Origin of the sequence: Halorubrum sp. GN12_10-3_MGM (genome assembly GCF_005435235.1) — an archaeon.
Taxonomy (GTDB): Archaea; Halobacteriota; Halobacteria; order Halobacteriales; family Haloferacaceae; genus Halorubrum; species Halorubrum ezzemoulense.
Genome location: NZ_SGUB01000002.1, coordinates 1 through 14,213, shown reverse-complemented (window position 1 = coordinate 14,213; position 14,213 = coordinate 1). Strand labels below are relative to the sequence as shown.

Genomic DNA, 14,213 nt, shown 5'->3' with positions numbered 1-14,213 from the left:
CGCGGCTTTCAACGTTCGGACGGCTCCCCGCGGCGTCTCTCTCGCCGCGCTGCGGCCGGCCTCCCGACGAATCCACAACCGTTTTACTCGCTTCCGCGGTCGGATTCGTAATGTCTACGCTGCGCGGCCACCGCGCCGTCTCCCTGATCGGAGCCGGCCTCCTCGTCGCCGCCGCGGTCCACCACGGCGCCGAGATCGGCGCCATCGGGAGCTCCGCCGGGCCGCTGCTGGCGTTCGCGCTCGACGGCGGGATCGCGGTCGCGGTCCTCGTCGCCGGCCGCCGGATCGCTCGCCGGGACCTCTCGCCCGCCGAGGAGCAGCGCGTCGCGCGGTGGACCGCCACCGGAACCGTCCTCGCCGTCGCCGCCTTCGCCGCGACGCTCGCCGTGCGCGCCTTCGAGGGCCGTCCGCTCGTCGAGCCGGCCTTCCCGATGCTCGTCGCCGCCGGCGTCGGGAGCCTCGGCGGCGCGATCGCGGGGTACTACGCGGTCCGGCAGTCGGCGGAGGCGCGCCGGGCGCGGGACGCGGTCCGCGCCGTCTCCTTCGTCAACCACCTCCTGCGGCACGACCTCCGAAACGACCTCTCGACGATCCGCGGCTACGCCGACCTGCTCGACGACCCCGACGGCTCCGGTCACGCCGAGACCGTTGCGGCGAAGGCGAGCGAGGGGCTCGAACGCATCGAGGCGACGAGCGCGGTCGCGGACGCGATCCTCGGCGACGCGGACTCCAGCCGCGTCGATCTCGCGGACACGACCCGAGACGTGCTGGCGGGGGTCGCCGACGGGGAATCGGCGGCGATCGAGACCGACCTCCCGGACGCGGCCCCCGTCGCCGCCAACGACGGCGTGCGGTCGATCGTCCATAACCTCGTCGAGAACGCGGTCGAACACAGCGGTCCGGGCGTCACCGTCCGCGTCGCCGTCCGCGCCGACGGCGACGAGGCGGCGCGCCTCGGGGGCGACGACGGGGTCGCGCTGGTCGTCGAGGACGACGGTCCGGGGCTTCCCCCGGAGGTACGGGACGGGTCGTTCCTGACCGACGAGGCGGTCGGCGGGGCGAGCGACGGCGGCGTCAGCGGCCTGCGGCTGGTCGCGACGCTCGCGGACGCGTACGACGGGTCCCTCGACACCGGCGAGTCGTCGCTCGGGGGAGCGCGGTTCACGGTGACGCTCCCGCACGCACCGGCCGACTCGGCCGGCTCCGATACGTAGAAACCGCGGGCGCTCGTCGGGACCGACGCATGGACCTCCCGCGGCTGCGGCGCGTCTGGAAGCGCGTGTTCTCGCTCGCGTGGCCCGTGATGGCCGAGCAGACGTTCCGCACCGCGATGCGGACGACCGACATCCTGGTCACCGCGCTGTTCTCCCCGGCCGCCGTCGTCGCGATCGGCCTCGCCGACCTGTACGCCCGGTTCCCGCTGCGGATCGGGCTCGGCCTCGGCGGCGGCGCCATCGCGCTCTCCTCGCAGGACACCGGCGCGGGCGCCGCTGAGAACCGCGACGAGGCGGTGACGCAGGCGATCGTACTCGGCGCGCTCGCCGGGATTCCGTTCGTCCTCTTCGGGGTCCTCTTCGGCGAGCTCGCGATCGACGTGTTCGGCCGTCTGGTCGGCGAGGGGACCTCGCCCGCGGTCGTCGACCTCGGGTCGACGTACCTCGCGATCGTGTTCGCGACCGCCCCCGCGCGCCACGTCGCCCTCGTCGGCGCCCGCGCGCTCCAGGGCACCGGCGACACCCGCACGCCGATGTACGTCAACATCGCCGCCAACTCCGTCAACATCGCCGGTTCCGTCGTCCTCGGTCTCGGCCTGTTCGGCTTCCCGCGGCTGGAGGTGTTCGGCGTCGGTCTCGCGACCGCGACCGCGAACGTACTCACCGCCGGGCTGCTCTGTTTCGCCATCTGGGGGTCGTGGACCGACGCCGACTTCGCGTGGCCGCGCGACCTCACCATCGCGAAGCAGCTCCTCGTGGTGAGCGCCCCGCGCGTGCTGGAGGGGTTCGGCTCGGAGATCGCCGAGTTCCCGTTCAACGCGCTCCTCCTCGGCTTCGGCGAGTCGGTCAACGCCGGCTTCCAGATCGGTCGCCGGGTCTACCAGCAGGTGACCGGCCCGCTCTCGCGCGGCTACAACGTCGCGGCGTCGGTCCTCGTCGGCCAGGCGCTCGGCGAGGGCGACCCGGCGGGCGCGCGGTTCGACGGCTGGGCCGTCGCCGGGCTCGGCGTGCTCACGGTCGGAACGATCGGGCTCGGGCTCGTGATCGGCGCGCCGCGGATCGTGCCGATCTTCACCGACGACGCGGCGACGGTCGCGTCCGCGGTCGACTTCGCGCGGGTGTACGGGCTCGCCGGCGCGGCCCTCGCCTGCTTCTCCGCGCTCTCCGGGTCGCTCCAGGGCGCGAGCGAGACCCGGATCCCGCTCGTCGCGCGCGTCTCGGCGATGTTCGGGTTCTTCCTCGGGCTCTCGTGGCTGCTCGGACGCACCGTCGGGCTCGGCCCCACGGGCGCGTACGTCGGCGTGTCCGCGGCCTACGCGTGGATGGCGCTCGTCGTCATCGCCGGCTTCCGCTACTCGGGTTGGGCGACCCGCGCCGCGGACATGATGGACGCGCGCGGGTCCGGCCCGGACGCCGACCCCGACCCGCAATCGGGCGCCGAATCGGACCCCACGCCGGGCGAAAAATCGTCGTAGCCGCCGCGGTCGCCTCCAAACCCGCTCTTACGGCTCGCCGCCGAGCGACTCCTGCTCCGACCCCGCGTCGCCCCTGAGCCGGCGGCGGCGCTTGTCGTAGGCGGCCTCCAGTTTCGCGTTCGTCGCCCGCGAGACGAGGTAACAGTCGGCGTCGCCGTCGTCGCGGGGGTGCGCGCTCGCGACCCAGACGTGGCCGTCGCCGGCCGACAGGTCGTCCGCCCAGCGCTCGGCGGCCGCGCGGCTCTCGAAGGTGTGGCTGGGACCGTCCTCGAAGACGAGCCGTCCCACCTTCGCGTTCCGCTTGCGGGCCGAGGGTTTGATCGCGACGACGACGCTCACACCCGACGATCGACCGCCCTCGAATAAAAACCTCGTCAGACGCCGGCGCGCTCAGTCGTCGGCGACGGCGCTCGGGTCGGCGCCCGCCGCGTCCGCCTCCGCCGCGAGCAGCCGGTCGAGCCCGTCGACCATCCCGACGACGCTCGCGCGGGTGATGTCCGCGTCCGACGCCGAGACGCTCACGGAGCGGTCGCCCCGCGAGAGGTCGACCTCAACCGTGACGACCGCGTCGGTGCCGCCCGTGATCGCGTCGACGTGGTAGGAGTCGAGCTCGAAGGCGACGTCCGCCTCGGCGCCCGCGTCCCCGCCGCGCCCGCCGTCGTCGCCCGCGAGCGCCGCGCGGACCGCTTCGAGGCCGGCGTCGACGGGACCCGCGCCGGTGCCGGAGGCGACGCGCTCGTCCTCGCCGACTCGGAGCCGCACCGAGGCGGTCGGGAGGTTCCCGCCGGAGGTCGCCGAGAGGTCGACGAGCTCCACGTGGCGCTCGCGTTCGCGCCCGCGCACGTCGTCGGCGATCGCGAGCAGGTCGGCGTCGGTGACCCGCTTGCCGCGCTCGCCGAGCTCCTTGACGCGGGCGACGACCTCGCGCAGCTCGCCGTCGTCGACCGCCACGTCGTGCTCGGCGAGCGCCGCCTTCACCCCCGCGCGCCCGGCGTGCTTCCCGAGGACGAGCCGGCGCTCCCGGCCGACGGTCTCGGGCGGGTACGGCTCGTACATCGTCCCGTCCTTCAACGTGCCGTCCGTGTGGATCCCCGACTCGTGGGCGAAGGCGTTCGCGCCGCAGACGGCCTTGTTCGGGGGGAGCGCGACGCCGGTCGCCTCTGAAACGGCCCGGCAGAGCCGATAGAGCCGAGATAGCTCGACCGTGTCGACGTCGTACGACTCCCCGAGCGCGATGGCGACCTCCTCGAGCGCGACGTTGCCGGCGCGCTCGCCGACCCCGAGGACGGTGCCGTGGACGGTGTCGGCGCCGGCCTTCAGCCCCGCGTGGACGTTCGTCAGTCCGAACCCGAGGTCGTCGTGGGTGTGGAGGCTCGTCGGGCCGAGGTCAGCGAGCCGCGAGACGACGCGGGCGGTCCGTTCGGGGTCGGCCGCGCCGACCGTGTCGCAGTAGCAGATCCGGTCCGCGCCGGCGTCGAGCCCGGCGCCGAGCAGGCGTTCGAGGTAGTCGAGGTCGGCGCGCGAGCCGTCCTCGCCGAGGACCTCGACCCACAGACCGTGATCCGTCGCGTACTCGACGAGTTCGACGGTCGTCTCGACGACCTCGTCGCGGGTCGACCCCACCTTCGTCTCGACGTGCTTGTCGGAGGCGGGGACGACGAGGTTCACCCCGTCGACGCCGCAGTCGAGCGCGTGGTCCACGTCGGCCCGCACCCCGCGGGCGAAGCTCGTCACGGTCGCGTCGACTCCCTCGTCGGCGACGCGGCTGATCGCCTCGCGCTCGCCCGCCGAGGTACACGCCGAGCCGGCCTCGATCAGGTGGACGCCCGCGGCGTCGAGCTCGCGGGCCACGTCGACCTTCTCGCTGGGGGTCATCGAGACGCCCGGCATCTGTTCGCCGTCGCGCAGGGTGGTGTCGAGTAGCTGTACCTCGTCGAGGTCGGTGAGTGGTGTTCGGGTCAAAAGGGAGTCCGTCGGCTCTGCGGTGGTCTCGGGGTCGGTGCCGCCGCGGGGCGGTCGTGCCCCGGAGTCGTTATCGTCGGAGAATTTCGCGGCCAGCCGCCGCGAGGCGACTTCCTCTATCCTCCGAACGATCGCGAGTGTCTCGCGTCATTCGTACCCGTGCGAACAATGTACACACGTATAAACTGCCGGGTCGCGTCAGGTTTGGCCGAGCGATCCTCGCCGTGACCCGGGGTATCGCCGAGGGATCCTCGGCGCGGGTCGGCGAGAGCGTCACACGCCGGCGGTTTCACACGCGGCCGGCGACAGGATTACGACCCGCCCCCGAGAGCGACGCCCATGGAGCGAGCCGCGATCGACGACGTCGACGTCGTCACGAACCCGATGGGCGTTCACGACATCCGAAAGCCGGTCTCGCGCGCGCTCGGCGCCGACCACGTCGCGATGAACTACTTCGAACTCGCGCCCGGCGACGCCTTTTCCGGCGGCCTCCACACTCACGGCGACCAGGAGGAGATATTCTACGTGCGCTCGGGCACCGCCACGTTCGAGGTCGGGCGCGAGCGCGAGGGCGTCGAGGTCGGCCCCGACGAGGCGATCCGCTTCGCGCCCGGCGAGTTCCAGTCCGGATTCGTCCCCGAGGACGCCGACGAGGAGGTGATCGCGTGGGCGATCGGCGCGCCGGGCGCGCGCCACGACTGGGACCGGATCGAGTCGATCGTCGAGTGCCGTGACTGCGGCGAAGAACGGGTCCACGACACCGAACTCACCGACGAGGGCCGGTTCCGGTTCACCTGTACCGAGTGCGGCACGTCGTTTTCGCCGTGAGGATCGTTTGCGGCGCTCGGTGACCACCGCCCGCGCCGCCTCAGCCCAGCAGCGACCGGAGCGACCGCCGCCGCGTGCCGCACTCGGCGGCGTAGTCGCAGGTCGAACAGCGGCCGTCGTCGACGCGCGGCGGGGGCCCGTCGATCGACCGCGCCGCGCGGAGCGCCTCGCGGTACGCCGCCTTCTTCCGGAGCGTGAGCCGGACCTCGCGGACGACCCCGACGGCCGGGTACTCGACCAGCGCGCGCGGTAGCTCGCGCTCTCGCTCCCACGCCAGCGCCTTCGCGATCCCGACCGCACGGACCGCCTGCGGCTCCCACACGCCGTTCTCCGGCGGCTCGCCCGACGAGACCAGCGTCGGAATCGGCGGGGGAGACTGTTCCGTCTCGTCCGGGTCCTCCGCCCCTCCGCTCGGTTCCAGCACCTTGTGAACGGTGCCGTGGCAGTCCTTGCCCGAGAGGAACCCGCGCTCGCTCGCGGGGTCGACGAGGGAGCCGTACTCCTCGCGCTCTCGGAGCCGGTCCAGATTCCGGCGGTAGGCCGCGGGCGATCGGTGAAGCGGAAGCTGCCGGAGCGCCCGATCGGGCGCGTCGACGAGTTCGTCGTACCGGAACGCCAGTCCGATGCGCTCGCGCGCCTTCGGGGGGACGCTCCGCTCGTCGTCGCGCCGAACGTAGTAGAGTTGGCGGGGACAGTACGCCGCGCGGGCCAAGTCGCTGAACGGGACGAGGGTCACGCGAGCCGCTGGCCGCGGCTTCGCTTATAAATGAACGACGGCGCGTGCCTCCGAGCGCCCACCGGGCGCGAGGAGCACGCGCGAGGGAGTCGCTGGCCCCGGAGCGAAGCGAAGGGTGCCAGCGACGAGGCTGGGGAGGTGTGAGGCTGCGGTGCTGTGCGGGGCGGGACTCAAAGGGGCAGCCGCGAGGACGAAGCACGGCGACGCAAGGACCGCAAGGAAGGAGCGCCAGCGACTGACTGAGGACCGCAGCGAGCCGCGCGAGTCCTCGCGGCTGGGGCTTTGGAGGTGTTCGTTACGGATCCGTCAGCATCCATTTATAAGCGAGCGGCTGGGGCTTTGGAGGTGTTCGCCGCCGCTCAGTCGTCGACTATTTATAAGGATACGTCCGTCTCGATGTCTTCGGTCGCCTCGCGGAGGCCGTCCTCGCGGGCGTCGCTCGCGAGCGATCCCTCGATATCGGCGTCGGTAAGGAGGTCGCGGAACGCGTCGCGGAAGCGGTCGTTCGCCCGCGTGGAGGCGATGTCGGTGCGCGCGACGGCGGCGTACCGGGCGACCGTGTCCGGCGCGGCGTCCAGTTCCTCGGCGCACTCGACGATCGAGTTCCCGGCGGCGGTGAGCCGCTTCAGGTCGGCGTACGCGAACGGCGGGTCGGCGCCGTCGTCGGTCCCGACCTTACGGTCCGACTCGCGGACGAGGTGGAGGTCGAGACGCGCCTTCCGGACGGTCTCGGTGTCGATATCGTCCGGATCGACCTTGGCGTCGCCGTCCTCGCGATCGCCGAGTTCGTCGCGGATCGCCGCCGCGACCGCCGCGTCGCTCTCGTCTGCGAACCGGCCGCGGGCGACCAGCGCGTAGGCGGCGTCGCCGAGCGGCGTCGAGAAGCCGTACCGCTCCCGCATCGCGGCGACGAGGTCGCGGACCCCCTCGCTGGCGTCGTCGCGATTGACGAGGGTCCCCCGCTCCGCCTCCTGGCGTTCGGTGACCGTCTCCGAGCCGGTGGCGTCGACGAACAGGTCGCGGAGTTCGGCGGTCTTCTCGTCCATGGGAGCGGTCCTACGCGGGCACGGCTGAAAAGCCTCGTGTCGGCGCGGCGTCCACACCGGTATCGCTCCGGCCTCACACCAACCCACCCACGGTGAACACCACGTAACAGCACGCCACCAGCGCGCCCGAGTGGAGCAGCGCGGCGTACCGCCCTCGCGCGGCGGTCCCGGCGAACCACCCGGACGCCAGCATGGTCGCCTGCGTGACGACGTACAGTCGGAACCGCTCCAACTCGGGGTATACCCCCTCCGGCTCCGTCACGGCCTCGGACGCGGCCGCGAACTCCGCGAGCCGCGCGGCGTCGACGACCTGCGTGTTGACGACCGCGACGACGCCGGCGACGAGGACCGCCGCGGCCCAGCCGACGGCGATGTACGGCTGCATCGACGAGCGGAGCGCGCGCTGCTCGCTGTACAGCCGCCCGACCTCGATGCGGAGCGTCTCGAAGATGGCGTCGGCGTCGCTGCCGGCGTTTAACGCCCCCGTGACGAGCCCGAGCGTCCGCGCGGCGAGCGGCGTGTCGACGCGGTCGACGAACCGCTCGATGGCGGCCCCGCGGAGGTCGACCGCGGTCGGCTCCTCCGGTGAGCCGGCTCCGGGCTCCGAACGGGCCGAGTCGGCGGGCGCGGTCGTCGACCGCAGCGCGAACGCGAGGTCGGCCACGTCGTCGTCGAGGACGCCGAGGTCGGCGTCGCGCGCGACCGCCGCCACCGCGGCCTCGAGGGGGCGCCCCTGCGCGACGTGGCCCGAGACGGCGTGGACGAAGTCGGCGAGTTCGCGGTCCTTCGCGTCGTCGATCCGCGTGCGGCGCGCCGCGACGAGCCCGACGGGCACCGCGAAGGCGGCGTAGCCGACGAGGGCGACGTTGACCAGCGTGTAGCCCGCGACCGCGAGCCAGAGCGCGAGGGCGACCGCCGGCCCCGCGGCGACGACGGCCGTGCTCGCGGGGTTGCGCCCGGCGGTCGCGAGGACCGCCCGCGGGCTCGCCGGCGCCTCGTAGCTCGCCCGCTGGCTCGGCGGGCGGAGCGTACCCACCGCGACCGCCGCCGCGAGGCCGAACGCGACGAGGAACGCGACCGCGCCGTAGAGGACGACCGCCCGGGTCGGGACCACGCCGACCGGCGTCGAGACCGGCGGGAGCAGCTCGGGGATCACGACCGACAGCGCGGTCGCGCCGATGACGAGAAGCGCCGGCAACACCAACACGGCGACGAACAGCTCCGTGAGCAGTTCGAGGAACCGCCGGGCTCGCTTCCGGGCGCGGTCCTGCCGGTGCGAGAGCATCCGGCGCTCGGTCGCGAGGAACTCGGAGAGCGCCTCGTCGCCGGTGGCAGCGTGTTTCCGGAACTTGAGGAGGAACGGCGCGAGCAGCTCCCGCGACGGGGTGTCCCGCGCCACGCGCCGGAGCCCCTCGTCGAGGCTCCCCGCGAGCCGGGCGGCGTTGAGCGCCTTCCGGAACGAGGTCGCGGTGCCGCCGTACGCGTCGCCGTCGGCCGCCTTCCGGAGCATGGCCCGCGGCTCGTCGCTCCCCGAGGAGAGCAGTTCGAGGTAGCGCACCGCCCCCGGGAGGGTGCGCTCGATGTCCGTCCGCCGCGTCGCGACCACCCACCGCAGGTGGAGTCCGGCCACCGCGACCGTCGCGCGCTTGGCGAGGAGCGCGACACCGGTAGCGACGAGCAGCGCGGCCCGGTCCGTGCGGAGCGGGCCGACCGAGTCCGGCGTCGGGGCCGGCGTCGCCGTCGACCCTGCTGCGAGCAACGCCGCGCCGAACCGCGCCTCGACCGCGGCCGCGACCGCGGGCGCCGCGCCCGCCGCGACGACCAGCGCGGGCAGGAAGGCGGCGGCCGCGACGATCCACGAGAGCCCGTACGCCCCCGAGAGGTACGTCTCGAACCCGGTGTCGAGCGCGGTGCCGCGGTACCGCTTCCGGTCGGCGTCGTGCCGCCGGTCGCTCGCGTGGCGCGCGAACAGCGCGTAGCAGACCCGGCCGACGACCGCGAACCGCCCGCCCGCCGCGACGGGGTCGTCCGCGCCCGTCTCGCCTGTCGCGTCTACACTCGCCGCGTCCGCTCGGTCCGCGTGCGCCGCGTCCGCTCTGTGCGCGTGCGCCGCGTCCGACTGGCCCGCGCACGTCCCGGCCGCGCTCGCGCCGTTCGCCTCGGAGCCGACCGTTTCGGTCGCGCGACGCCGGCTCACGGCCGCCTCCGTGCCGCTGACTCGTCTCGGCTCTCGCCCCCGTCGTCGCGGTCCATCATCCGCGCGGCGCGCTCGACGGTCGCGGCCTCGTCGGTACGCAGGTCGGCGAGGAACTCGAACAGTTCGTCCGGGTCGTCGACGCCGTCTCGCACGAGGAACTCCACGTACCGACGCTTCGACGCGAACTCGGCGGCGACTGCCTCGCGGTCACGGTCGGTCCGGCTTGCGATCCGGTCGAAGGCGCGGAACAGCGGGTCGCTGTCCCGACCGCCGCCCGGAGCTTCGCCCGCCGCGGTCGCGCTCGACGCCGCCCCGTCCGCGTCGCCGCCCGGCGCGCCGGGGAACCGGAACGTCCCGTCGCCGTCGCGCCACGCGACCGTGTTGTACCGGACGGACTCCCCGCCCGCCTCGACGACGCCCGCACCGCCGCGCTTCGGGTCGCCGGTCGGGCTCCGCGTCGCCTCCGGGCCGAGGCCGTCGTACGCGGCCTCGGAGAGCGGCTCGATCGCCCGCGAGACGTACCGCTCGCCGTCGACCCGCCGCGGGAAGACGACGAGGTCGACCTCGCGCAGCAGGCGCGCGGGCAGGTCGCGCTCTCGCAGGCGGTTCGCCAGCGCCTCGACGTCCTCCGCGTGCGTCGTCCCGATCACGCCGTGGCCGGTGTTCAGGCTCTCGGCGAAGGTCTCGAAGCTCTCCGGGGTGTTGATCTCGGCGATGATCTCGACGTCCGGGTTGAGGTAGTTGGCCTCGGTCATCAGCTCGGCCATTCCCACCGACTTGTAGGCGTCCTCGTGGTCGCGCGTGGTGAGCGAGACGCCCGTCTCGTGGGGGAGCCGAACCTCGCGGGAGCCCTCGTCGACGGAGACCGGTCGGGCGTCGAACGGGATGAACGGCGCGTGAGCGTTGAGCAGCGTCGTCTTGCCGACCCCCGTCGGTCCGGCGAAGAGGACGACCCCGCGGTGTTCGTACAGCAGCCACAGCAGCGTCACGAGGTCAACCGACAGGGTCCCGCGCTCGATCAGGTCGACCGGGGCGAGCGCGTCTGCGCGCTGCTTCCGGATCGAGACGTGCGGGCCGCACTCAGAGATGACCGGGAGCGCCACCGCACACCGGATCGTCTGCGGCACGCCGTCGAGTTCGAGGTTCACCTTCGCTGAGGGCGTCGAGGCGTTGAGCTCCGTCCCGTCGCGGGCGGCGATCCCCGTGACGACGTCGACGAACGTCGTCTCGTCCTCGAACGCGAGGTTCGTCGGGATCCGAGAGCCGACCGCCGGGGCCTCGCCGTCACCCCGGCTCGCGGCGGCGGAACGGCCCGTCTCGTCCGCCGCGCCGGAGAGGACGGACGCGCGCGGGACGACCTTCACGCGCTCTCCGACCCGGTTCGCCTCCACGTCTTCGAGGTGCGGGTCGCGGATCGGGACCGTGAGGATCCCCTCGCCGACGAAGTCGCGCAGCACGTAGTACGCGAGGTCGTCGAGCCGGTCGCGGGCGAACCGCGAGTCGACGGGCGGCGCGACGAGCCCCCGGTCCGCGAGCGCCGACCTCGCCCGGTACGCGGCGGCGTCGAGCCACGCCCGGGTGTTGCGCGCGGTCAGCCGCCGCGAGAGGAAGCGGCGGGCGCGGGCGGCGACGAACGACTCCCGATCCTCGATCACGTCGCTGACGGTCGTCTCCCAGATCCGCGACTTACACTCCTCGATGAGCTCCTCGTCGCCGGGCAGAAGGTCCGGCTCTAGCACGGCGTACTTCGTCTCGAACGCGTCCGAGCCGAGCAGCCGCTCGCGGTAGAGGACCACCTCGACCGCGAGCCCGGCGAACTCGACGGTGTACTGCGCGAGCCGCTCGGCCGCCACGCGTTCGACGTAGTCGGCGTCGGCGTCGATCCCCGTCTCCAGCGGCGCGAACGTCTCGGTGTGGACGACAAGCTCGCGGTCGTCGCCCACGTCGGCCACCTCGATCCGGTCGTCCAAGGCGATCGGCGTGAGCGCGCCGAGCAGCCGGAACTCCCGCAGCGCGTGGTAGTCGATCCGTCGACGCGCGGCGGCGCTCGCGTCCACCAACCGGTCGATCGCCTCCGCGTACTTCGGCTCGAACCCGGCCTCGGCGCGCTCGACGACCCCGACCCGGGTGAGCGGGCGACGGTGCCGCACCGCGGAGAAGCGGTCCCGGACGCGGTCGAGCGCGCGCTCGTCCCCGACCGACAGCGGCGGTTCGCGGGCGTCGTAGCCGAACCGCCCGCCGTCGCGCTCGCGGACGGTCGCCACCACGCCGGGGGCGGCCTCGTACTGCGCCCGGACGTCCGGGGCGTACCACGCCTCGGGGTCGTCCGGCGGCACCGGCGCGGGGACCGCACCGCTCGACCCCTCGTCGGGCTCGTCGACGATCCGGAGGGTCGCTCCGTCGCTCACCGCCCCGTCCTCCGGCTCCGCCGGTCCGCAGTCGTCGTCTCTCCGCTTATCGCGTCTATCGCGCCCGGCGGGCGCGTCGCCGTCCCCGAGACGCCGCGCGCCGCGGTCCCGAGATCCCGTGTCATCGTTCGATCCGCGGGTGATCTACGGGTCCGTTTAATCGTTTCTTTTCTGTCACTGTCCATTCATTTCACGCCGCGAAAACGTGCGCTCGTCCGGTCGGATATCGAAGGTGTGGTACCCGCTCCGACCCGCTCCACGACGGTGACGATCGATCATCACTATCGTGACGTGTGAAAACGCATTTATTCGTCTCCCCGTAACCCGCGTTCCACGCCTCAATGAGCACGTCACTGTCGAGCGACGTTCAGCGCGCCTTTCTGCGCTATCAGCACGTCTTCGTCTTCCTCGCTCCCCTCGCGTTCGTCGGGGGCGTGTACGCCTTCGCGCCGACGCCCGCCGACGCCGGCGTCGGCTACTGGACCGAGTACTGGTGGCTGTTCGCGGTCTTCACCGCCGGCGCCACGATCGTCAACACCGTCGGGATCAGCGGGTCGGCGCTGTTCGTGCCGTTCCTCATCTTCGCCTTCCCGCTGGTCGCCTACCCGCTGGAGCCGACGACGCTGGTGAAGATCGGCCTCATCAGCGAGTCGTTCGGGCTGTCGAGTTCGTCGCTCGCGTTCATCCAGTACGGGCTCGTCGACCGCCGGCTCTCGCTCTCGCTCGTGTTGGGCAGCGTCCCGTTCGTCGTCGGCGGGGCGCTCCTCTCGTTCGTGATCCCCGAACCGGTGTTCCACGCGCTGTTGGGGGTCGCGCTTCTGGCGGCCTCGTACCTGCTGTTCAAGGCCAACTTGGCCCACGGCGACCCCACCGAGAGCGGGGGTGACGAGGAGGTCGCGACCGACGGCGGCTCGTCACCGGATCTCCCCGACGACGACAACAAGCTCGGGCCGGCAGGCGTCGACACCGACGAGTCCGGCACCGTCACCCGGGTCGACCGCGACGGCGACGACTACACCTACTCCCGCGGCGGCTACCTCGAACGGTTCCTCAACTACAGCGTCGGCGGGGTGTTCCAGGGGCTCGCCGGCTTCGGGATCGGCGAGCTCGGGATCATCTCGATGCTCCGGACGCAGGTCCCGGTCCGCGTGGCGATCGGCACCAACCACATCGTCGTCGCGACGACTGCCGTCTTGGCGTCCGTCGTCCACGTGTTCGGCGGCGGACTGGTCGGCGGCCACACGATGGACCTGGCGACGACGCCGTGGAACATGGTCGTCTGGACGGTCCCGGCGACGACGCTCGGCGGGCAGATCGCCCCGTACGTCTCGACCGCGCTGGACACCGGGACGATCAAGGCGGGCGTGGGCGGCCTGTTCGCGGTCATCGCAGCCGCGCTGTTCGCGATGGCCGCCGGCGGGATCTGAGGGCTGACGCCCCCCGCCGCCGAGCGGTCGTATCGCCGCCGGCGTCAGCTTCTTGATCGTCTCGACCGGAGCGTGTTCCGATGACGGACACCATGCGTGCCGCGGTCGTGCCGGAGCCCGGAGCCGAGTTCGAACTCGTGGAGCGCGACGTGCCGGAACCGGACCCCGGCGAGGTCCGGGTCGCCGTCGAGGCGTGCGGGATCTGCCGCAGCGACGAGTTCGTCGTCGAGGGCGGCTATCCCGGCGTGGACTACCCGCGCGTCCCCGGCCACGAGATCGCCGGGCGCGTCGACGCGGTCGGCGCCGATGTCGACGCGTGGGAGCCGGGCGAGCGCGTCGGCGCGGGGTGGCACGGCGGCCACTGTTTCACCTGCGAGCCGTGTCGCCGCGGGCAGTTCCTTCAGTGCGAGAATGCCGAGATCACCGGGCTCACGTTCGACGGCGGCTACGCCGAGTACGCCACCGTCCCCGCCGAGGCGCTGGCGGCGATCCCGGACGGCCTCGACGCTGTCGACGCCGCCCCGCTGCTTTGCGCCGGGATCACCACCTACAACGCCCTGCGTAACTCCGACGCCCGCGCCGGCGACCTCGTCGCCGTCGTCGGCGTCGGCGGGCTCGGTCACCTCGCGGTCCAGTACGCGCACGCCGCCGGCTACGAGACGGTCGCGATCTCGCGTACCCCCGAGAAGGAGGCGCTCGCGAGGGACCTCGGGGCCGACCACTTCGTGAACGCCGCGGAGTCGGACCCGGCCGCGCGGCTCTCGGAGCTGGGCGGCGCGAGCGTCGTCCTCACGACTGCCCCCGCGAGCGACGCCATCGAGTCGGTCGTGGGTGGGCTCGGGATCGACGGTTCGGTGATCGTCGCCGGGATCCCCGGCGAGCCGGTGTCGGTCGACGCCCAGCAGCTGGTCGGGACGCCG

General features: G+C 73.1%; 12 protein-coding genes. 5 read left to right on the top strand and 7 right to left on the bottom strand.

All coding sequences use genetic code 11. From position 1 onward, the window contains the following. The first annotated feature begins 110 nt into the window (after nt 1-110). Together EXE47_RS01770 and EXE47_RS01765 are read left to right on the top strand one after the other, a co-directional pair. A complete protein-coding gene (locus EXE47_RS01770; RefSeq protein ID WP_158293585.1) occupies nt 111-1,214 on the top strand; it encodes an ATP-binding protein in 1,104 nt (367 codons plus the stop codon). A gap of 29 nt (nt 1,215-1,243) precedes the next feature. Next, the gene (locus tag EXE47_RS01765; RefSeq protein WP_089308852.1) at nt 1,244-2,689 is read left to right on the top strand and encodes an MATE family efflux transporter; all 1,446 of its coding nucleotides are present in this window, start codon (nt 1,244-1,246) and stop codon (nt 2,687-2,689) included. 27 nt (nt 2,690-2,716) lie between these two features. Here the strand turns inward: EXE47_RS01765 and EXE47_RS01760 are convergent, their stop codons facing one another. Then, nucleotides 2,717-3,028 (bottom strand): hypothetical protein, encoded by a 312-nt coding sequence (locus tag EXE47_RS01760; RefSeq protein WP_049931849.1) that lies wholly within the window; start codon nt 3,026-3,028, stop codon nt 2,717-2,719. 51 nt (nt 3,029-3,079) lie between these two features. Then, a complete protein-coding gene (locus EXE47_RS01755; protein ID WP_199237857.1) occupies nt 3,080-4,651 on the bottom strand; it encodes an alpha-isopropylmalate synthase regulatory domain-containing protein in 1,572 nt (523 codons plus the stop codon). Between the two features lie 339 nt (nt 4,652-4,990). Here EXE47_RS01755 and EXE47_RS01750 point away from each other — a divergent pair, with 339 nt between their 5' ends. Beyond that, on the top strand, nt 4,991-5,479 hold the full coding sequence (locus EXE47_RS01750) for a cupin domain-containing protein (RefSeq protein ID WP_089308854.1): 489 nt from the start codon (nt 4,991-4,993) through the stop codon (nt 5,477-5,479). 40 nt (nt 5,480-5,519) lie between these two features. On the opposite strand, the gene EXE47_RS01745 is transcribed toward EXE47_RS01750, so the two are convergent. From EXE47_RS01745 to EXE47_RS19165, 5 genes are all read right to left on the bottom strand, one after another. Beyond that, nucleotides 5,520-6,215: a hypothetical protein gene (locus EXE47_RS01745; RefSeq protein WP_049931853.1), complete on the bottom strand. Its 696-nt coding sequence runs from the start codon at nt 6,213-6,215 to the stop codon at nt 5,520-5,522. Between the two features lie 374 nt (nt 6,216-6,589). Next, nucleotides 6,590-7,261: a hypothetical protein gene (locus EXE47_RS01740; protein ID WP_089308855.1), complete on the bottom strand. Its 672-nt coding sequence runs from the start codon at nt 7,259-7,261 to the stop codon at nt 6,590-6,592. A gap of 73 nt (nt 7,262-7,334) precedes the next feature. Beyond that, on the bottom strand, nt 7,335-9,458 hold the full coding sequence (locus EXE47_RS01735; RefSeq protein WP_241988195.1) for a type II secretion system F family protein: 2,124 nt from the start codon (nt 9,456-9,458) through the stop codon (nt 7,335-7,337). Further along, nucleotides 9,455-11,866 carry a type II/IV secretion system ATPase subunit gene (locus tag EXE47_RS01730; RefSeq protein ID WP_089308856.1) on the bottom strand — a complete coding sequence of 804 codons (2,412 nt, stop codon included), beginning with the start codon at nt 11,864-11,866 and terminating at the stop codon, nt 9,455-9,457. The genes EXE47_RS01735 and EXE47_RS01730 overlap by 4 nt, the downstream gene beginning before the upstream one ends. Then, on the bottom strand, nt 11,863-11,991 hold the full coding sequence (locus tag EXE47_RS19165) for a hypothetical protein (protein WP_256370614.1): 129 nt from the start codon (nt 11,989-11,991) through the stop codon (nt 11,863-11,865). The genes EXE47_RS01730 and EXE47_RS19165 overlap by 4 nt, the downstream gene beginning before the upstream one ends. A 216-nt stretch (nt 11,992-12,207) precedes the next feature. Between EXE47_RS19165 and EXE47_RS01725 the strand changes: the two genes are divergently transcribed. Both EXE47_RS01725 and EXE47_RS01720 read left to right on the top strand, forming a co-directional pair. Beyond that, the gene (locus EXE47_RS01725) at nt 12,208-13,293 is read left to right on the top strand and encodes a sulfite exporter TauE/SafE family protein (protein ID WP_089308857.1); all 1,086 of its coding nucleotides are present in this window, start codon (nt 12,208-12,210) and stop codon (nt 13,291-13,293) included. 92 nt (nt 13,294-13,385) lie between these two features. Then, the coding region (locus EXE47_RS01720) for an alcohol dehydrogenase catalytic domain-containing protein (RefSeq protein WP_137707988.1) at nt 13,386-14,213 on the top strand (828 nt) is incomplete at its 3' end.